This window comes from Citrobacter telavivensis, assembly GCF_041807075.1.
Taxonomy (GTDB): domain Bacteria; phylum Pseudomonadota; class Gammaproteobacteria; order Enterobacterales; family Enterobacteriaceae; genus Citrobacter_A; species Citrobacter_A telavivensis.
This window is the reverse complement of sequence record NZ_JBGUBF010000005.1, coordinates 192,353-211,489: the sequence shown is the minus strand read 5'-3', so window position 1 is coordinate 211,489 and position 19,137 is coordinate 192,353. Positions and strand designations below refer to the sequence as shown.

Below are 19,137 nucleotides of genomic sequence, written 5' to 3'. Positions count from 1 at the left end.
TAAAGGCGCCTTTTTGCTATGCGCAGAATGTCACGATTCCAGCCTGATGGCGCTTCGCTTATCAGGCCTACACTGCTCAGTTAAACCGCGTAGGCCGGATAAGACGTCAGTCGCCATCCGGCGATATCAGGATTCACAAAGCTCAAACCTGCTTACCTGATAGCGCTTCGCTTATCAGGCCTACGGTTCTCCGTTACGCCGTTAAGGCGTCGATCATATGTTCCAGTGCGGGTGTCGCCTGCTGCTGGTCATACACAATGTACAAATCAGCCGGAATACGCTCTTCTAATGGACGGAACACCACTCCCGGCCAGTTCATTTGTGCGTAACTGTCTGCAATCAGCGTAATGCCGATCCCCATGCTAATCATCGCCAGTACGGTTTGCGGCTCCATCACTTCACGAATAATCATTGGAGAGAATCCGGCGCTCTGACAAACGCGTTGCAGAAACGCCCAGTCTGTGTGAATGGACGGCATGGTGACGAAATATTCATTGCGCAGTGCGGCTAACGGCACGGCCTCACGGGCCGTCAGCGGATGTTCTTCCGGCATCGCAACCAGAAAAGAGGATTCATGCAGCCGCAGGCTGGTAAATCCAGGCGCGGGGTCAATCGCCATTCGCCAGACACCGGCATCCAGTTCACGTCGCTCCAGCATAGCCATCTGCATTGCCGGCATATTTTCGCGAAACAACACCTCAACGTTGGGATTCGCCTTCAGGAATCGCCGCATGACCGGGCGCATTTTTCCCCACATCGCGGTGCCGATCACCCCCAGTTCGATCCGCCCTGCTTCACCGCGCCCAATCTGTTCGACTCGTGCCAGTACCTGATTAGCACTGGAAAGCAGACGCCGCGACTCTTCCATCAGGATTTTCCCCGCATGGGTCAACGCCACGCTGCGGGAATGCCGGATAAACAACAGCGTGCCAAGCTCCTGTTCCAGCTCCTTAATATGAATGCTCAGCGGAGGCTGCGACATATTCAGACGAGCCGCGGCGCGTCCAAAATGCAACTCTTCGGCGACGGCAAGAAAATAACGCAGTAACTTGAGATCGATACGATGCGTGCGTTCCATGGGTAATGCGCTCCTGAGGGGAAGAGTGATGCGCCAGGTTACCACATTGCATCGTAGAACTGGAACGGCGGGCAACACTCGCCCGCCGCAAAGGAGGATTAACGGGCCAGCGAGTGCTGAGTCAGTTTTTCAGGCTCATGCTTATACTTAAAGAACAGCGCGAAAATCACCGCCAGCGCCAGGGCATACGCCGCAAAGACGAGCCAGATAGTTTGCCAGTCCTTCACACCCTCCACAGAGAAGTAATCCACCGCCATACCGCTCAGGATGGAACCGACCCACGCCCCGACGCCGTTGACCATCGTCATAAACAACCCCTGCGCGCTGGCACGGATCCGAGATTCCACTTCCTGCTCAACGAAGACGGAGCCAGAAATGTTGAAGAAGTCGAATGCACAGCCGTAGACGATCATCGACATCAGCAGCAGGACGAAACCGAACGGTGACGGGTCGCCAAAAGCAAAGAAACCAAAGCGCAATGTCCACGCCAGCATACTCATCAGCATGACCGTTTTGATGCCAAAACGTTTGAGGAAAAACGGAATGGTCAGAATAAAACCCACTTCCGCCATCTGCGAGACGGACAGTAAGATGGACGGGTATTTCACCACAAAGCTATCGGCAAATTGCGGATCGCGGGCAAAGTCGTGCAGGAAGGGATTACCGAAAACGTTGGTAATTTGCAGCACGGCACCCAGCATCATGGCGAACAGGAAGAAGATCGCCATCCGCGGATTTTTAAACAACACGAACGCATCCAGCCCCAGCTTACTGGCAAGCGACGCGCTCGCATTCTTCTCGGCCACCGGTATTTTTGGCAGCGTGAGTGCATAGATAGCCAACAGCAGTGATGCGCCGGACGCAATGTACAGCTGCGCGCTGCTCAGTTCCAATCCCATCAGGCTCACGGTCCACATTGCAACGATAAAGCCAATCGTGCCGAAAACGCGGATAGGAGGAAATGCCGTTACCGGATCCTGCCCTGCCTGCGCCAGACAGGAATAGGAGACGCTGTTGGAGAGAGAAATGGTCGGCATGAAGGCCATTGCGTTGATCAACATCACCCAGAACATGGTGTCCGGGTCAGTCACCGTGGTCGCGTAGAGCAACACGCCTGCGCAGAGCAGATGACAGAACATATAAGCGCGCTCCGCACGCAGCCACTTGTCAGCAATAATCCCCATAATACCGGGCATAATAATCGCCGCCAGCCCTTTTGAGCTGTACACCATACCCACATTGGCACCGGTAAAATGAAGGGTGTTAATCATGTATGAGCCCAGGGTCACCAGCCAGCTTCCCCAGATAAAATATTGCATAAACGACATGATCTTTAATCGGGACGCAATACCCATTTTTCTCTTCCTTGCCGTAGAGTACGAACCCCGCCTGCTGGCGGGGTCATTATTATTCTCTGTTTCAGGCCAGTTTGCGCAGGAACCCGCAAATCAGGTCGATAAAGTTCTGTCGTGAAAGTTCAGCCGCCGCCAGGGTTTGCGCATGCGAGAGTTTCACATCACCCAGGCCTTCCGCTAGATTGGTGATCGCCGACACGGCAACCACTTTCAGTCCGCAATGGCGGGCGGTGATGACTTCAGGTACCACCGACATCCCCACCACATCACCACCGATAATCTGCATCATGCGGATCTCTGCTGCTGTCTCAAAGTTAGGCCCCGGATAGGAAACAAACACCCCTTCGCTCAGCGCGAAACCTTCGTCGGCCGCGACGCTCTGCAAAACCGCGCGATAGTCGGCGTCGTAAGCATTGGCCAGCGAGAAGAAACGCTCACCAAAGCGTTCATCGTTCGGCCCAACCATCGGCGTTCCCGGCATGGTATTAATATGGTCGCTCAGTGCCACCAGGCTCCCTGGCCCCACTTCCGGACGCAGAGAACCCGCCGCGTTGGTGCAGAACAGCAGTTCGCAACCCAGCAGCTTCATCGTGCGAATAGCGTCGGTCATCACGGTCATGCCACGTCCTTCGTAGAAGTGCCCGCGCCCTTTCATACAGGCAACGGGAACCCCGGCCAGATGGCCAAGCACTAACTCGCCCGCATGCCCGTGAACGGTACTCACCGGAAAACCCGGCAGCTTCTCGTAGGAAATCGCCACCGCGTCTTCTATCTGCTCAGCCAGCGCGCCTAAACCCGAACCAAGGATAAAGGCGACGCGCGGCGTGAAGTCAGGCTTGTAGCCGCGAATAATATCAGCGCTGTTCCAGGGATTCTGGGAAAAGTGGGAGTCGGTCATGAGATGTCCTTATAATCGGCTAATCACTCATTGAGTGAGAGAGGTAATGGTTATAACCAGAGCACGCAATCGATTACCAATACAGTTTTCCCTGCCGATCGATAGTAAATATATATTGATATGGCAAATCAGAATCGTTGGGTAAGAAAAAGCGTCCCTGCCAGAAATGGCAGGGAGTACTGAAGGTCTGCTGACTTGTGCCGATATCGTAGTTTTAATGGCAAAAGGAAACCACGATGACCACCATTAACGTCTCAACCCCTTCCGTACAAAGCGGCGGCAGTGGGGCAAAAGCCGCCGCCGGTAACAGCCTCTCTGCACAAATCGCGCAGATTGCAGAGAAAATCACCCAACTGACGCAGAAGCTAAAAGAAGTGCCGGACGGCAGCGGCAGTGCCGAAGAGAAGAAGAAGCAGCAGGAATTGATCCAGACGCAGATCAAAGTGTTACAGGCACAGCTGGCACAGTTACAGCGCCAGCAGGCCGAAGAGGCGCAGCAAAAGCAGGATCAAACGCAGGTTAAAGCAGAAGGCGTTAATTATCCTTCCGACGATCATCAGATTGATGTCTATATCTGATAGAGCGGATCCTGTGCACGTAAATCCGTTAATTCATTCGCCTGGGTGCGAACCACCTCCCACAGCGCCTGGGCTGCCGTCGACAGCGAGCGATTTTTGCGCCGCGCCAGCATCAACTGTCGTTCCACCACCGGCGTCAGGCGCTTCACCTGCAAATGACTCCCCTGCGGAAGCGGTAAGGCCAGCGCAGGCAAAATGCTAATGCCTATCCCCGCTTCCACCATCGGAAACAGCGTCGCCGGATGACCAATCTCCTGCACAATATTGGCTTCTATCGCAAAATGCGCGAGCGCCGCGTCAATAAGCGGCCGACTTCCCGACGCATAATCCTGCAACACCAGGCGTTCCTGCTGGAGATCCTGCCAGCTCACCCACGCCTGTTGCGCCAGCGGATGCGCCTGATGGCAGAGCAGAAGGAAGGGTTCGGACAGTATTGCTTCACACTGCAAATCGCTCACGGCACCGGGATCAATCACAATACCAAAATCCACTTCCCCCTGACGGATACTCTCCAGCACCCACTGCTGCGGTCGATCGTGGAGGACAAAGTCGATCGCCGGATAACGCTGATTGCTTTGCGCAATGCACTGCGGAATGAGATGGGCGGAGATAGTCTGGCTTGCCGCCACGCGGACAGTACCGGCGAGTTGCGTGCCCACCCTGCCCGCTTCCCGTAGCGTGATATGAAGTTCATCCAGCAGCCGCTCCAGGCGGCCCGCCAGTTGTTGCCCGGCATCCGTCAGCACGACTTCACGCGTCGTGCGGTTCAGTAACTTCACCCCTGTCTGGCGCTCCAGTTCTTTGATACTGTGACTGACGGCCGACTGGCTCAGACCAATAAACTCACCGGCCCGGCTGAAACTTCGCTCCTGAGCAACGGTAACAAACACACGTAATTGACGCAGAGAATAATTCATCAACTCAATTCATATATAGATGCAATAAATCAATTTTATTTCTCAAAATGAAAAACGCAAAATGAGGACACCGAATTCCTGGAGTATTTATGAATATTTTTCGAATCCTTGATCCGTTTACCCTGACCCTGGTTGCGGTCGTCCTGCTGGCCTCATTTTTTCCAGCTGAGGGAGATTTTGTTCCTGTCGTTGAAGGCATTACCACCGCCGCCATTGCGCTCCTGTTCTTTATGCACGGGGCGAAGCTCTCGCGCGAAGCCATTATCGCTGGCGGCAGTCACTGGCGTTTGCACCTGTGGGTGATGTGCAGCACCTTCATTCTGTTCCCGGTACTCGGTGTACTGTTTGCCTGGTGGGCGCCCGTCAACGTTGACCCAATGCTGTACACCGGTTTCCTGTATCTGTGCATTTTGCCCGCCACGGTGCAGTCGGCGATTGCCTTTACGTCGCTGGCAGGAGGGAACGTTGCGGCGGCAGTCTGTTCAGCGTCGGCCTCCAGCCTGCTGGGGATTTTCCTCTCCCCGCTGCTGGTCGGCGTGGTGATGAACATTCACGGCGCAGAAGGCAGTCTGGAGCAGGTCGGCAAAATCATGCTGCAACTGCTGTTGCCGTTTGTGCTCGGACACCTTTCCCGTCCGTGGATCGGCAAATGGGTTGCGCGAAATAAAAAATGGATTGCGAAGACGGATCAAACGTCGATTCTGCTGGTGGTCTATTCGGCCTTCAGCGAAGCCGTGGTTAACGGGATCTGGCACAAAGTGGGCTGGGGATCGCTGCTGTTTATCGTCGTAGTCAGCATTGTGCTGCTCGCCATCGTGATTGCCGTAAACATCTTTGTGGCGCGCAAATGCGGCTTCAACAAGGCCGACGAAATCACGATTGTCTTCTGCGGGTCGAAAAAGAGTCTGGCGAACGGCGTACCCATGGCCAACATCCTCTTTCCGACGTCCGTCATTGGGATGATGGTATTGCCGCTGATGATTTTCCACCAGATCCAGTTGATGGTCTGTGCGGTACTGGCGCGTCGCTATAAGCGCCAGGCCGAACAGTTACAGGCGCAGCAGGACAGCCGCGCCGCAAAAGCTTAAAGCGGACGTTTCAGGGGCTGAACCAGTTGGCTCAGCCCTTCGGTTTTGATCAGCAGCGTGATTTGCATCAGTTCGCCCAGTTTACCCGCCGGGAACTCATCCTTGCGGGCAAACCACAGCAGATACTCTTCCGGCACATCGATCAGCCGACGCCCTTTGTATTTACCAAACGGCATCACCGTGTTGGCAATCTCAACGAGCTGCTCTTTCTCCATCTCAGACACCCAGCAGGCGGAGCATTTCCGCTTCGTCAATGACCGCAATCCCCAACTCCTGCGCTTTTGCCAGCTTGGAACCTGCCGCTTCACCGGCAATGACCAGATCGGTCTTCTTCGAGACGCTGCCCGCCACTTTCGCCCCGAGTTCCGCCAGCCGCGCTTTGGCATCATCGCGCGACATCTGACTCAGACTCCCCGTCAGAACGACCGTTTTCCCGGCGAAAGGACTGTCGATTTCATCCGCATTGATAACCACCGGCGCGGGCCAGCGAATGCCTTCCGCCAGCAGTTGTGCGATCACCTCGCGATTGCTCTCTTCGGCAAAAAAGTTAAACACATGGGTAGCGACCACAATGCCCACGTCCGGAACTTTTTGCAGTTCGTCAATAGACGCGGCTTCCAGCGCGTCCAGCGTACCGAAAAAGGCCGCCAGCCCTGCCGCAGTAGCCTCGCCCACTTCCCGGATCCCTAGCGCATACAGGAAGCGCGCAAAGGTCGTCTCTTTCGATTTTTCCAGCGCATCCACCACGTTTTGCGCCGACTTCGGCCCCATCCGGTCGAGACCGGTCAGTTTACCGGCTGTCAGCCTGAACAAGTCCGCCGGCGTGTGGACATACTCTTTCTCAACCAGTTGGTCGATAATTTTGTCACCCATCCCGTCCACGTCCATCGCCCGTCGAGAGACGAAATGCTTGAGGGACTCTTTACGCTGCGCGGCGCAAATCAGGCCACCGGTACAGCGAGCGACCGCTTCACCTTCCACGCGTTCGACGTCGGAATTGCATACCGGGCAATGCGTCGGAAATTCCACTGGCCGCGTGTCGTCCGGACGTTCGGAAAGCACCACGTTGACCACCTGCGGGATGACATCGCCAGCACGGCGAATCACCACTTTATCGCCAATACGCAGCCCGAGACGCTCGATTTCATCAGCGTTATGCAGCGTGGCATTACTCACCAGCACGCCCGCAACCTGAACAGGTTCAAGGCGCGCAACGGGCGTAATCGCTCCGGTACGTCCCACCTGGAACTCCACGTCACGAACAAAGGTCATCTGCTCCTGCGCCGGGAATTTAAAGGCCACCGCCCAGCGCGGCGCGCGCGCGACGAAGCCCAGTTGCTCCTGAAGCGCCATCGAGTTGACCTTAATCACAACGCCGTCGATGTCGAAGCCCAGCGTCGGACGGTCCTCTTCCACTTTGTGGTAAAACGCCAGCACGGCTTCCGGGGAGTCGCACAGGGTCACGCGATCGCTGACCGGCAGCCCCCACGCTTTAAACTGGAGCAGGCGGCCCAGATGGGTATCGGGCAGTTCGCCGCCTTCCAGCACGCCAACGCCATAGCAGAAGAAAGTGAGCGGTCGCTTCGCGGTGATACGCGGGTCGAGCTGGCGCAGCGAACCCGCCGCCGCGTTACGCGGGTTAGCAAACAGCTTACCGCCCGTCCGACGAGCATCGTCATTGATCTTTTCAAAACCCGCCTGCGGCAAAAACACCTCGCCACGCACTTCCAGACGCGTCGGAATGTTATCGCCGCGAAGTTTTAACGGAATGGCGCGGATCGTCCGCACGTTTGAGGTAATGTCTTCACCGGTCGTGCCATCGCCACGGGTTGCAGCGCTTACCAGCACCCCGTTTTCGTAGAGGATACTGACCGCCAGACCGTCCAGCTTCAGTTCGCAGCACCAGGTCACCTTATCGCTGCTCTTAAGACGGTCCTGGACGCGTTTATTAAATGCCAGGAAACTCTCTTCATCAAAGACGTTGTCCAGCGACAACATCGGCACTTCATGACGAATCTGGCTAAAAGACGCCAGCGGCGCAGCGCCCACGCGCTGGGTCGGAGAATCCGGGGTGATCAGTTCCGGGTGCTGCGCTTCCAGTTCACGCAGTTCGCGCATCAGGCGGTCGTATTCTGCATCCGGGATTTCTGGCGCATCCATTACATGGTAAAGATACTCATGATGGCGAAGCGTGGTTCGCAGTTCAGTCAGTTGTTGTTCGATTGATTCCATATCGCACCATCAATGATAAAAAACCCCCGACAGGCGGGGGTTCAGAAAGGAAGTTGTCGTGCCTTGAGTGTATCAGGCGTTCGCGTCTTTCACTTCGCGGATACGGTCCTGATACTCGCGCAATTTTTGCGGCGTCATCATCCGACGCTGATCGTCGAGCACCACGCCGCCGACTTCATCGGCAATGTGCTGTGCGGATTGCAGCATCAATTTGAAGTTTTGCAGTTCATCGCCATAAGACGGCACCTGCATGAAGATGGTCACGCCCGGCGTGGTGAAGTCGACCATTTCTGGATCAAACGTACCCGGGTTAACCATATTCGCCAGGCTGAACAACGCCGGGCCACTGCCATCCGGACTCAGATGACGATGGAAGATATTCATGTCGCCAAATTTGAAACCGGCCTGCTGAATGCTATTGAGCAGCACTTCACCGTTCAACTCGCTGCCATGATGGGCGGCGACGTTCATGATGATCACCGCTTCTTTACGCTGCGGTTTTTCCGGAGCTGGCGCCTCTTCAACGACGGGTTCAGGCTGCGGCTCGACCACGGGTTCTGCGGGCTGGAAGGCCTGCTGCGACGGCTGTGGCGCAGTCGGCTGAACAGGCTGAACCTGCGGCGCGATGGGCTGTTGTTGAACCGGCTGCGACGGATGGACAGGTTGCTGTGGCGCAGGTTGCTGCACCGGTCGCGGCTGAGCGGACTGTTGCGGCGCGGGTTGCTGTACCGGCTGTTGCGGCGGACGCTGGGCATGCTGCGGCTGTACCGGCGCTTCAGGCGGTTGCTGAACCGGCTGACGCGGTTGAGCCGACGCATAAGGCGGCTGGTACTGGTGTTGCGGCGACTGGCGAGGAGCTTCATGCTCCTGCGGATTGCCAGAGGCATGATTCACGCGGTGAACACGAACTTCACCGACGCCTTCGTCAGCTTCAACATCATCGTCATACGAGTCGTCGTCGCGTTTTGATTTCATGCGTTTCAGTGGACGATCGCGGAACATAGAAGATCGTTCTTTACGGCTGGTCCAGAAACCATGTACCAGTAAAGCGATTATGGCGATCGCGCCAACAATGATTAATATCAGACGCAAATCCTGCATCATTATATTCTCTGTTGTTCTAACACCTTGCCACCACGGCAAACATTTACTCACTAAGAGTATTTGCCGATTACGTCAAGTGCAAGTGTACTCTTAGCTTTCACAGCATAAAGATGAACGAAATTGTGCTTTTTGCTGTTTTTTCGAACATTTCTGAACTGTTCTGCATGTGATAACCCGGTAAGATACCCGTGTTCACTTAGGACTTATACTAAAAGGAGCCTGTCCTGACTATGGTGTCATCATCTGTCACTGCACCACGTAGCGGTTTTTACTACTTTGCTCAGGGATGGAAACTGGTTTCGCAGCCGGGGATCCGTCGCTATGTCATTTTACCGCTACTGGTAAACATCCTGCTGATGGGCAGTGCATTCTGGTGGTTATTCACACAACTGGATGTCTGGATCCCGTCATTAATGCGTCACGTCCCCGACTGGTTGCAATGGCTGAGCTATTTGCTGTGGCCCATCGCCGTCCTTTCTGTACTGCTGGTGTTTGGTTACTTTTTCTCGACCCTGGCCAACTGGATTGCCGCACCGTTTAACGGGCTACTGGCGGAGCAACTGGAAGCGCGTCTGACCGGCGCAACGCCGCCGGATACCGGGGTTCTGGGCATCATGAAAGATGTGCCGCGCATTATGAAACGCGAATGGCAAAAGCTCGCCTGGTATTTGCCGCGCGCCATTGTGCTGCTGATCCTCTATTTTATTCCCGGTATCGGGCAAACCGTCGCCCCCGTGTTGTGGTTCCTGTTCAGTGCCTGGATGCTGGCGATTCAGTATTGCGATTACCCTTTTGATAACCATAAAGTGCCGTTTAAAGAGATGCGTACCGCCCTGCGCAGTCGTAAGGTCATCAATATGCAGTTTGGTGCGCTCACCAGCCTCTTTACTCTGATCCCGATACTCAATCTCTTCATCATGCCGGTGGCAGTCTGTGGCGCTACGGCGATGTGGGTAGATTGCTATCGTGCTAAGCACGCGTTATGGAAGTAATGCAAAAATGTGTAAACGAGAGGTGGCTTATACCACCTCTTATTCCATACTGATCCCCATTATTTCTCCACAGCATATAGATATGCGAAATCTTTACTTCCCCATCTCAGCCTGAAGGGTATGCTGGGAAGGTATCCCAATTTCATACAGTTAAGGACAGGCCATGAGTAAGATTTTTGAAGACAACTCGCTGACTATCGGTCATACGCCGCTGGTTCGACTGAACCGTATCGGTAACGGACGCATTCTGGCGAAGGTGGAATCACGTAACCCGAGCTTCAGCGTGAAATGCCGTATCGGTGCCAATATGATTTGGGATGCTGAAAAACGCGGCGTGCTGAAACCAGGCGTCGAACTGGTTGAGCCCACCAGCGGCAACACCGGTATCGCACTGGCCTATGTCGCCGCTGCGCGTGGCTACAAGCTGACGCTGACCATGCCCGAAACCATGAGTATCGAGCGTCGCAAGCTGCTGAAAGCGCTGGGTGCCAATCTGGTGCTGACCGAAGGCGCTAAAGGTATGAAAGGCGCAATTCAGAAAGCAGAAGAAATTGTCGCCAGCGATCCGGCGAAATATCTGCTGCTTCAGCAGTTCAGCAACCCGGCTAACCCGGAAATTCACGAAAAAACCACCGGCCCGGAAATCTGGGAAGATACCGATGGGCAGGTTGACGTCTTTATCTCCGGCGTAGGTACTGGTGGTACGCTGACCGGCGTCACCCGCTATATTAAGGGTACCAAAGGCAAAGCCGACCTGATTACCGTAGCCGTTGAGCCGACGGATTCCCCGGTTATTGCTCAGGCGCTGGCTGGCGAAGAGCTGAAGCCAGGTCCGCACAAAATTCAGGGTATTGGTGCCGGTTTTATTCCAGGTAACCTGGATCTGAAACTGATCGATAAAGTGGTCGCCATCACCAACGAAGAGGCGATCTCCACCGCTCGCCGTCTGATGGAAGAAGAAGGCATTCTTGCCGGTATCTCCTCAGGAGCCGCAGTCGCTGCCGCACTTAAACTTCAGGAAGATGAAACCTTTACCAACAAGAATATTGTGGTTATCCTACCGTCATCGGGTGAGCGTTATCTGAGCACAGCACTGTTTGCCGATCTCTTCACAGAGAAAGAATTGCAACAGTAATGCCAGCATGTTAAAAACGCGTAAAAAAGCACCTTTTCAGGTGCTTTTTTGTGGCCTGCTTCAAACTTTAGCCCCACCTGCCATTGCTTCACCCCGCCAGGTCTGGTATTTAACCTGATTAATTATTTTGAAGCGCGAAATTAATCGTTACAGGAAAACTGCTGGCTGAATCGATTTTATGATTTGGTTCAAGTCTTGATTTAGCGGCATAATGTTTAATGACGAGCGAAACGTCAGCGGCCAGAGGTTGACTGCAACGGATTGCGTAAAACACCTGGTGTGTCGCGCCCGTTTACGCCGGCGCTAACAATACAGGCTAAAGTCAAACCGCCAGGCTAGACTTTAGTTCCACAACACTAAACCTATAAGTTGGGGAAATACAATGTTCCAGCAAGAAGTTACCATTACCGCTCCGAACGGTCTGCACACCCGCCCTGCTGCTCAGTTTGTTAAAGAAGCGAAAGGCTTCACTTCTGAGATTACTGTGACTTCCAACGGCAAAAGCGCCAGCGCGAAAAGCCTGTTTAAACTGCAAACTCTGGGTCTGACTCAGGGTACCGTCGTGACTATCTCTGCAGAAGGTGAAGACGAGCAGAAAGCGGTTGAACATCTGGTCAAGCTGATGGCGGAACTGGAATAAGTTTTTCCGGGTTCTTTTAAAAATCAGTCACAAGTAAGGTAGGGTTATGATTTCAGGCATTTTAGCATCCCCGGGTATCGCTTTCGGCAAAGCACTTTTGCTGAAAGAAGACGAAATCGTCATTGACCGGAAAAAAATTTCTGCCGACAAGGTTGATCAGGAAGTTGAACGTTTTCTGAGCGGTCGTGCCAAGGCATCTGCACAGTTAGAAGCGATCAAAACGAAAGCTGGTGAAACGTTCGGTGAAGAAAAAGAAGCCATTTTCGAGGGGCACATTATGCTGCTCGAAGATGAGGAGCTGGAGCAGGAAATCATAGCCCTGATTAAAGATAAACACATGACGGCTGACGCAGCTGCGCATGAAATTATCGAAGGTCAGGCCACTGCCCTGGAAGAACTGGATGATGAATACCTGAAAGAACGTGCGGCTGACGTACGTGATATCGGTAAGCGCCTGCTGCGCAACATCCTAGGGCTGGCAATTATCGACCTGAGCGCAATCAAGGACGAAGTGATCCTGGTTGCCGCCGATCTGACCCCGTCCGAAACCGCACAGCTGAACCTGCAGAAGGTGCTGGGTTTCATTACCGACGCGGGTGGCCGGACTTCCCACACCTCTATCATGGCGCGTTCTCTGGAACTGCCGGCTATCGTGGGTACCGGTAGCGTCACCTCTCAGGTGAAAAACGACGACTATCTGATTCTGGATGCCGTAAACAACCAGGTTTACGTCAACCCGACCAACGAAGAAATTGAAAAACTGCGCGCCGTTCAGGAGCAGGTTGCCACTGAAAAAGCGGAACTGGCTAAACTGAAAGACCTGCCGGCAATCACGCTGGATGGCCATCAGGTTGAAGTGTGCGCCAACATCGGTACCGTGCGTGACGTCGAAGGCGCAGAGCGCAATGGTGCGGAAGGCGTTGGTCTGTATCGTACTGAATTTCTGTTTATGGACCGCGACGCGCTGCCGACTGAAGAAGAACAGTTTGCGGCGTACAAAGCCGTGGCTGAAGCCTGTGGCTCCCAGGCCGTGATCGTGCGTACCATGGACATCGGCGGCGACAAAGAACTGCCGTACATGAATTTCCCGAAAGAAGAGAACCCGTTCCTGGGCTGGCGTGCCGTGCGCATCGCAATGGATCGTAAAGAGATCCTGCGCGATCAGGTTCGCGCTATCCTGCGCGCGTCTGCTTTCGGTAAACTGCGCATTATGTTCCCGATGATCATCTCTGTTGAAGAAGTTCGCGCACTGCGCAAAGAGATCGAAATCTACAAACAGGAACTGCGCGACGAAGGTAAAGCATTTGACGAAACCATTGAGATTGGCGTGATGGTGGAAACACCGGCTGCGGCAACGATTGCTCGTCATTTAGCCAAAGAAGTTGATTTCTTTAGTATCGGCACCAATGATTTAACGCAGTACACCCTGGCAGTTGACCGTGGTAATGATATGATTTCACATCTCTACCAGCCAATGTCGCCATCTGTCCTGACGCTTATCAAGCAAGTTATTGATGCTTCTCATGCTGAAGGTAAATGGACTGGCATGTGCGGTGAGCTTGCAGGCGACGAACGTGCTACACTTCTGTTGCTGGGGATGGGTCTGGACGAATTCTCTATGAGCGCCATTTCTATCCCGCGCATTAAGAAGATTATCCGTAACACGAACTTCGAAGATGCGAAGGTGTTAGCAGAGCAGGCTCTTGCTCAACCGACAACGGACGAGTTAATGACGCTGGTTAACAAGTTCATTGAAGAAAAAACAATCTGCTAATCCACGAGATGCGGCCCAATTTACTGCTTAGGAGAAGATCATGGGTTTGTTCGATAAACTGAAGTCTCTGGTTTCTGATGATAAGAAAGACACCGGAACTATTGAGATTGTTGCACCGCTCTCTGGCGAGATCGTCAACATCGAAGACGTACCGGATGTCGTTTTTGCTGAAAAAATCGTGGGTGATGGCATCGCTATCAAACCAACCGGTAACAAGATGGTTGCACCGGTTGACGGTACCATCGGCAAAATCTTTGAGACCAACCATGCGTTCTCTATCGAATCCGATAGCGGTATCGAACTGTTTGTTCACTTCGGTATCGACACCGTTGAGCTGAAAGGCGAAGGCTTTAAGCGCATCGCCGAAGAAGGCCAGCGTGTGAAAGTGGGTGACCCGGTTATTGAATTCGATCTGCCGCTGCTGGAAGAAAAAGCCAAGTCTACCCTGACTCCGGTTGTTATCTCCAACATGGACGAAATCAAAGAACTGATCAAACTGTCCGGTAGCGTGACTGTGGGTGAAACCCCGGTTATCCGCATCAAGAAATAATTCTTGCCGCAGGAAAAAATGGCGCCTTCTGGCGCCATTTTTTTATACACGTCATCCACCAACGATGCTTCCGGCCTGCCTGATGGCGCTGCGCTTATCAGGCCTACGCGATTTTTCACCACGGAGTTAGACCTGTAGGCCGGATAAGGCGTTTTCGCCGCCATCCAGCATCGGTGCTGCGCTTATCAGGCCTACGCGATTTTTCACCACGGAGTTGGGCCGCCAGGCCGGATAAGGCGTTTGCGCCACCATCCGGCATCGGCGCTGCGCTTATCAGGCCTACGCGACTTTTCACCGCGGAGTTAGACCTGTAGGCCGGATAAGGCGTTTGCGCCGCCATCCGGCATCGGCGCTGCGCTTATCAGGCCGACGAGATTTTCACCACGGCGTTAGACCTGTAGGCCGGATAAGGCGTTTGCGCCGCCATCCGGCATCGGTACTGCGCTTATCAGGCCTACACGACTTTTCACCACGGAATTAGACCTGTAGGCCGGATAAGGCGTTTGCGCCGCCATCCGGCATCGATGCTGCGCTTATCAGGCCGACGCGATTTTTCACCACGGAGTTAGACCTGTAGGCCGGATAAGGCGTTTGCGCCGCCATCCGGCATCGGTGCTGCGGTCACAATGGCGAGGTCACCGGACGATAACACTTTTCCCGCATCAGGATTTTCATCCCTTCCGGCCCGCTCTCCAGCATCCGCTTTTCTGAATCAGAAACCAACAGTTCGCACTGATAGCCACCCGTAATGCCAAACATCGCGCGCGCCACGCAGACATCCTCCAGCGCATTCAGCCCGCTGGTCTCAAAATGCCCTACTATGCGTCCCTGCTGGCGCACCACCAGCCGATAGCTCTTCATCGCGCCTCCCCTGCCGGAGGCAGTATCAGTTCGTCACAACCGCATTGCTGCGTCCAGGTCATCACCTCCAGCACGCGTTCCGCAGCCTGTCGCGTTGCCTGCGTCAGTGATTTTCCCAGCACAATGCCGCTAATCAACTCGGCACAAAACAGATCGCCGGTCCCTTTCAGATCGGTTTCTACACGCAGATGTTCAATCACATCCTGCGTTTGCGCCGTCACCACCGCCACAGTAATGGTGTCGCTGTCCTGTCCTGGCGCGCTGGTGATCACAATCCACTTCAGCGTGTCGGTCAGCAGCGATCTCGCCGCGACGACAGCCTCCTCCAGCGTGCGGCACGGCATGCCGCTGAGCATCTCCAGCTCAAAAACATTCGGCGTCAGCCCCTGCGCCAGCGGCAGCAGATGGCGGCGATAAGCATCCGGAATCTCGGCTTTCACATACATCCCGCTGTCGGTATCGCCAATCACCGGATCGACCAGAACAGGAATATCAGGATGCGATTCACGCACGGTTTTCAGCCACTGCGCCAGTCGCGCAATTTGCTCCGCGCTCCCCATGTAACCGGTCGTCACCGCCTTTAACTCGCGCAGCGCATCGCGCTCATTGAGCGCCTGCAAATAGCCACTGAACCAGTCAGCCGGAATCACGCCCCCATAGAACGTGTCATAGTGCGGAGTATTACTGAACAGGACGGTAGGCACCGCCGTCACCCGCAAACCCTTTGCTTTGATGGCAGGAACAGCGATGCTGTTGCCGACGCTGCCATACACCACCTGTGACTGAACGGCGACAATATCGGTCTGTAACGCCCGATGCTTATCGTCGAAGAGCACTGACTGAATATCACTCTCCTGCCCCATAGACTTCTCCTCTCACTGGACAGCGGGCTGGTGCCTCACTATTATCGTCATATGCTAAAATTCATTTTGTCATAGGTCAATAATGATCGACGGAAAAACCGCCAGCGAAATCTTTGACAGTATACGTCAGCACGTCACCAGTGGCGTGTTGTCTGCGGGTGAAACACTGCCGCCGGTGCGGGAACTGGCCGCGCAGCTCAACGTCAATCGCAATACCGTCGCGGCGGCCTACAAACGCCTGGTCACTTCCGGACTGGCGCAAAGTCGTGGCCGCAACGGTACCGTCATAAAAAGCGCTACTACGCCCATCGCGCGGGAGGGCGGCGACCCCCATACACCACTGCACGACCTCTCCAGCGGGAATCCTGATCCGACTCGTCTACCCGACCTGAGTCGCTACTTTGCGACTCTCCATCACGGCCACCGCCTGTACGGCGACGCGCCGGTGACACCGGAGCTAACGCGCTGGGCGACACGGTGGATGCAGAATGCCGTTCCCACTGCGGGCGAAATTGATATCACCAGCGGCGCAATTGATGCCATTGAACGCCTGCTGAGCGCCCATCTGCTGCCGGGCGATAGCGTGGTCGTTGAGGACCCTTGTTTTTTAAGCAGCATCAACATGCTGCGATACGCCGGATTCAGCGCCAGTCCGGTGAGCGTCGATAGCGAAGGGATGCTCCCCGAAGGACTCGAACAGGCGCTGAGCAAAGGTGCACGCGCGGTGATCGTGACGCCACGGGCGCACAACCCGACGGGATGCAGTTTAAGCGCCGCACGCGCTGGTGCGTTACAGGCTATCCTTGCGCGATATCCGCAGGTACTGGTGATTGTTGACGACCACTTTGCCCTGCTTTCAGCCTCCGCATGGCATCCGGTGATTGCAGCAGAAACGCTCCACTGGTCGGTCGTTCGCTCAATGTCGAAAGCGCTGGGCCCGGACCTGCGTCTTGCCATTGTCGCCAGCGATCCCGCTACTTCGGCAAAGCTACGCCTGCGCCTTAACGCCGGCAGTCAGTGGGTTAGCCACATTTTGCAGGATCTGGTTTACGCCTGTCTGGCAGACCCCATCTGGCAGCAAACCCTCACGGAAACCCGCCAGTTTTATGCCGATCAACAGCGTAAACTGGCTGAGGCGCTGCGCACGCAAGGCATCAGCCACTTTTTCCCCGGCGATGGCCTGAACCTGTGGCTACCGCTCGCCGAAGCCAGTCAGAACACCGCATTCGCGCTGGCGAAATTCGGCTGGCTGGTGCGTGAAGGCGAAGCCTTCGGCGTCAACACGCCCGCACAGGGTCTGCGCATTACCCTTTCCACACTCAACGACAACGACATCAACCGCCTGGCCGCCCACATTCATCAGGCGCTGGGCCAATAACAGGAGAGCACCGTGCACGTCCATTTTATCATTCACGAATCGTTTGAATCGGCCGGTGCTTATTTGCCGTGGGCCGAAGCGCGTGGCTACAGCATCACCTGGACTCGCGTCTACGACAGCGAACCCGTTCCGGCTAACGCCGATGGCTTTGATATGCTCGTCGTTTTTGGCGGCCCACAATCACCCCGCACCACGCTCGCTGAGTGCCCTTACTTTGATTCTCTGGCCGAACAGCATCTGATTAACCAGGCCATCTCGGCGGGTCGTATTGTAGTCGGGATCTGCCTGGGCTCACAGCTGATTGGCGAGGCGCTGGGAGCCAGAGTCTGCCAGAGCCCGGAGAAAGAGATTGGTCACTATCCGATCACCCTGAGCGAAGCAGGGAAGCAGCATCCGCTGCTTGCCCACTTCGGATCTCCGCTCACCGTCGGTCACTGGCACAACGACATGCCAGGGCTTACCGATCAAGCAACGGTACTTGCCGCAAGCGTTGGGTGTCCACGGCAGATAGTGCAGTACGGCAATTTCGTCTATGGCTTCCAGTGCCACATGGAATTTACCGCCGAGGCGGTGGAAGGGCTGATCCAGCACTCTGAACAGGAGCTGGCAGAAGCCAAAGGGAAGCGCTTTATTCGCTCGAAAGCGGAAATGCGCGAATGGGATTACCGGGAGATGAATGAAAAGCTCTGGCAGTTCCTGGATCTGCTGGTGAAAAAACGCCAGAGTTAGTCCACATAGCCCGGCCATGGCCGGGCCAGGCAGATGATTAAATCCCTGCGCCCTGGCTGAAGTGCTCTTCGCCAAACACACCGGTAGAGAGATAACGATCGCCGCGATCGCAAATAATCGCCACCACCACCGCGCCTGGATTCACTTTCGCAATGCGTATCGCGCCAGCGACTGCACCGCCTGAACTGACGCCACAGAAGATCCCTTCACGCACGGCCAGTTCACGCATGGTGTTCTCCGCTTCCCGCTGGTGAATATCCACGACCAGGTCGACAAGCTGAGCGTTAAAAATGCCCGGCATGTATTCCGCTGGCCAGCGGCGAATCCCCGGAATACTGCTGCCCTCTTCCGGTTGCAGCCCCACAATGGTGACCGCGCTGGCCTGCTCGCGCAGAAAGCGGGAAACCCCGGTGATGGTGCCGGTAGTCCCCATACTGGAGACAAAATGGGTGAGGCGTCCGGACGTTTGCTGCCAGATTTCCGGCCCTGTGGTGGTGTAGTGCGCGTACGGGTTATCAGGGTTGTTGAACTGGTCCAGCAGCTTACCTTCGCCGCGCTGGGCCATTTCCAGCGCTAAATCACGCGCTCCTTCCATCCCCTGCTCTTTGGTGACCAGAACCAGCTCAGCACCGTAGGCGCGCATCGCCGCACGACGCTCCTGGCTCATGTTGTCCGGCATCAGCAGCTTCATGCGATAGCCCTTCAACGCGGCAATCATGGCCAGCGCAATGCCGGTGTTCCCGCTGGTGGCCTCAATTAACACGTCGCCAGGTTTAATCTCGCCGCGTTTTTCCGCTTCAACAATCATCGATAACGCGGCGCGATCTTTCACCGATCCTGCCGGGTTATTACCTTCCAGTTTGACCCAGATTTCACTGCCGTTGTCCGGCGTCAGGCGCTGGAGCTTGACTAAAGGAGTGTTGCCAATGGTGTTTTCTAATGTCGTCACTTCTGCATTCCAATAA

At 55.0% G+C, this 19,137-nt stretch carries 19 protein-coding genes; 9 read left to right on the top strand and 10 right to left on the bottom strand.

The window, feature by feature from the left end; translation table 11 throughout:
- Positions 1-193: 193 nt before the first annotated feature.
- The 3 genes from ACERJC_RS19645 to xapA all read right to left on the bottom strand — a co-directional run bounded on the left by ACERJC_RS19645 (position 194) and on the right by xapA (position 3,331).
- Positions 194-1,078 carry a LysR family transcriptional regulator gene (locus tag ACERJC_RS19645; protein WP_373672306.1) on the bottom strand — a complete coding sequence of 295 codons (885 nt, stop codon included), beginning with the start codon at positions 1,076-1,078 and terminating at the stop codon, positions 194-196.
- A gap of 98 nt (positions 1,079-1,176) precedes the next feature.
- Entirely contained in the window at positions 1,177-2,433 is a 1,257-nt protein-coding gene (locus ACERJC_RS19640) for a nucleoside permease (protein ID WP_152403107.1), read from the bottom strand.
- 64 nt (positions 2,434-2,497) lie between these two features.
- The gene (xapA, locus tag ACERJC_RS19635) at positions 2,498-3,331 is read right to left on the bottom strand and encodes a xanthosine phosphorylase (protein WP_373672305.1); all 834 of its coding nucleotides are present in this window, start codon (positions 3,329-3,331) and stop codon (positions 2,498-2,500) included.
- 236 nt (positions 3,332-3,567) lie between these two features.
- Here xapA and ACERJC_RS19630 point away from each other — a divergent pair, with 236 nt between their 5' ends.
- A complete protein-coding gene (locus ACERJC_RS19630) occupies positions 3,568-3,909 on the top strand; it encodes a FlxA-like family protein (protein WP_373672304.1) in 342 nt (113 codons plus the stop codon).
- On the opposite strand, the gene ACERJC_RS19625 is transcribed toward ACERJC_RS19630, so the two are convergent.
- The gene (locus tag ACERJC_RS19625) at positions 3,900-4,826 is read right to left on the bottom strand and encodes a LysR family transcriptional regulator (RefSeq protein WP_373672303.1); all 927 of its coding nucleotides are present in this window, start codon (positions 4,824-4,826) and stop codon (positions 3,900-3,902) included. The genes ACERJC_RS19630 and ACERJC_RS19625 overlap by 10 nt on opposite strands.
- A gap of 89 nt (positions 4,827-4,915) precedes the next feature.
- Here ACERJC_RS19625 and ACERJC_RS19620 point away from each other — a divergent pair, with 89 nt between their 5' ends.
- Positions 4,916-5,914, top strand: a complete 999-nt coding sequence (locus tag ACERJC_RS19620; RefSeq protein ID WP_152403098.1) for a bile acid:sodium symporter family protein — start codon at positions 4,916-4,918, stop codon at positions 5,912-5,914.
- On the opposite strand, the gene ACERJC_RS19615 is transcribed toward ACERJC_RS19620, so the two are convergent.
- The 3 genes from ACERJC_RS19615 to zipA all read right to left on the bottom strand — a co-directional run bounded on the left by ACERJC_RS19615 (position 5,911) and on the right by zipA (position 9,250).
- Complete coding sequence (locus ACERJC_RS19615) at positions 5,911-6,129, bottom strand: DUF3820 family protein (protein ID WP_042317684.1); 219 nt, start codon at positions 6,127-6,129, stop codon at positions 5,911-5,913. The genes ACERJC_RS19620 and ACERJC_RS19615 overlap by 4 nt on opposite strands.
- Before the next feature lies 1 nt (position 6,130).
- A complete protein-coding gene (ligA, locus tag ACERJC_RS19610; RefSeq protein WP_152403096.1) occupies positions 6,131-8,146 on the bottom strand; it encodes an NAD-dependent DNA ligase LigA in 2,016 nt (671 codons plus the stop codon).
- 72 nt (positions 8,147-8,218) lie between these two features.
- Positions 8,219-9,250: a cell division protein ZipA gene (zipA, locus tag ACERJC_RS19605; RefSeq protein ID WP_373672302.1), complete on the bottom strand. Its 1,032-nt coding sequence runs from the start codon at positions 9,248-9,250 to the stop codon at positions 8,219-8,221.
- 230 nt (positions 9,251-9,480) lie between these two features.
- Here zipA and cysZ point away from each other — a divergent pair, with 230 nt between their 5' ends.
- The 5 genes from cysZ (at position 9,481) to crr (ending at position 14,341) form a co-directional block, all read left to right on the top strand.
- Positions 9,481-10,242, top strand: coding sequence for a sulfate transporter CysZ (gene cysZ / locus ACERJC_RS19600; protein ID WP_286632805.1), 762 nt, complete (start codon positions 9,481-9,483; stop codon positions 10,240-10,242).
- A 163-nt stretch (positions 10,243-10,405) separates the two neighbouring features.
- Complete coding sequence (gene cysK, locus ACERJC_RS19595; protein ID WP_046483505.1) at positions 10,406-11,377, top strand: cysteine synthase A; 972 nt, start codon at positions 10,406-10,408, stop codon at positions 11,375-11,377.
- Positions 11,378-11,759: 382 nt separating this feature from the next.
- The gene (ptsH, locus tag ACERJC_RS19590) at positions 11,760-12,017 is read left to right on the top strand and encodes a phosphocarrier protein Hpr (protein WP_000487600.1); all 258 of its coding nucleotides are present in this window, start codon (positions 11,760-11,762) and stop codon (positions 12,015-12,017) included.
- Between the two features lie 46 nt (positions 12,018-12,063).
- The gene (gene ptsI, locus ACERJC_RS19585) at positions 12,064-13,791 is read left to right on the top strand and encodes a phosphoenolpyruvate-protein phosphotransferase PtsI (protein ID WP_371894540.1); all 1,728 of its coding nucleotides are present in this window, start codon (positions 12,064-12,066) and stop codon (positions 13,789-13,791) included.
- A gap of 40 nt (positions 13,792-13,831) precedes the next feature.
- Positions 13,832-14,341 carry a PTS glucose transporter subunit IIA gene (crr, locus tag ACERJC_RS19580; RefSeq protein ID WP_000522253.1) on the top strand — a complete coding sequence of 170 codons (510 nt, stop codon included), beginning with the start codon at positions 13,832-13,834 and terminating at the stop codon, positions 14,339-14,341.
- Positions 14,342-14,962: 621 nt separating this feature from the next.
- On the opposite strand, the gene ACERJC_RS19575 is transcribed toward crr, so the two are convergent.
- Both ACERJC_RS19575 and pdxK read right to left on the bottom strand, forming a co-directional pair.
- Complete coding sequence (locus ACERJC_RS19575; protein WP_152403088.1) at positions 14,963-15,202, bottom strand: cytoplasmic protein; 240 nt, start codon at positions 15,200-15,202, stop codon at positions 14,963-14,965.
- Positions 15,199-16,065, bottom strand: coding sequence for a pyridoxine/pyridoxal/pyridoxamine kinase (gene pdxK, locus ACERJC_RS19570; protein ID WP_373672301.1), 867 nt, complete (start codon positions 16,063-16,065; stop codon positions 15,199-15,201). The genes ACERJC_RS19575 and pdxK overlap by 4 nt, the downstream gene beginning before the upstream one ends.
- Positions 16,066-16,147: 82 nt before the next feature.
- Between pdxK and ptsJ the strand changes: the two genes are divergently transcribed.
- Positions 16,148-17,443 carry a MocR-like B6 salvage transcription factor PtsJ gene (gene ptsJ / locus ACERJC_RS19565; protein ID WP_373672300.1) on the top strand — a complete coding sequence of 432 codons (1,296 nt, stop codon included), beginning with the start codon at positions 16,148-16,150 and terminating at the stop codon, positions 17,441-17,443.
- A gap of 12 nt (positions 17,444-17,455) precedes the next feature.
- Positions 17,456-18,172: a type 1 glutamine amidotransferase gene (locus ACERJC_RS19560; RefSeq protein ID WP_373672299.1), complete on the top strand. Its 717-nt coding sequence runs from the start codon at positions 17,456-17,458 to the stop codon at positions 18,170-18,172.
- 37 nt (positions 18,173-18,209) lie between these two features.
- Here ACERJC_RS19560 and cysM read toward each other — a convergent pair whose 3' ends face one another.
- Positions 18,210-19,121, bottom strand: a complete 912-nt coding sequence (cysM, locus tag ACERJC_RS19555; RefSeq protein ID WP_373672298.1) for a cysteine synthase CysM — start codon at positions 19,119-19,121, stop codon at positions 18,210-18,212.
- Between the last annotated feature and the right edge of the window lie 16 nt (positions 19,122-19,137).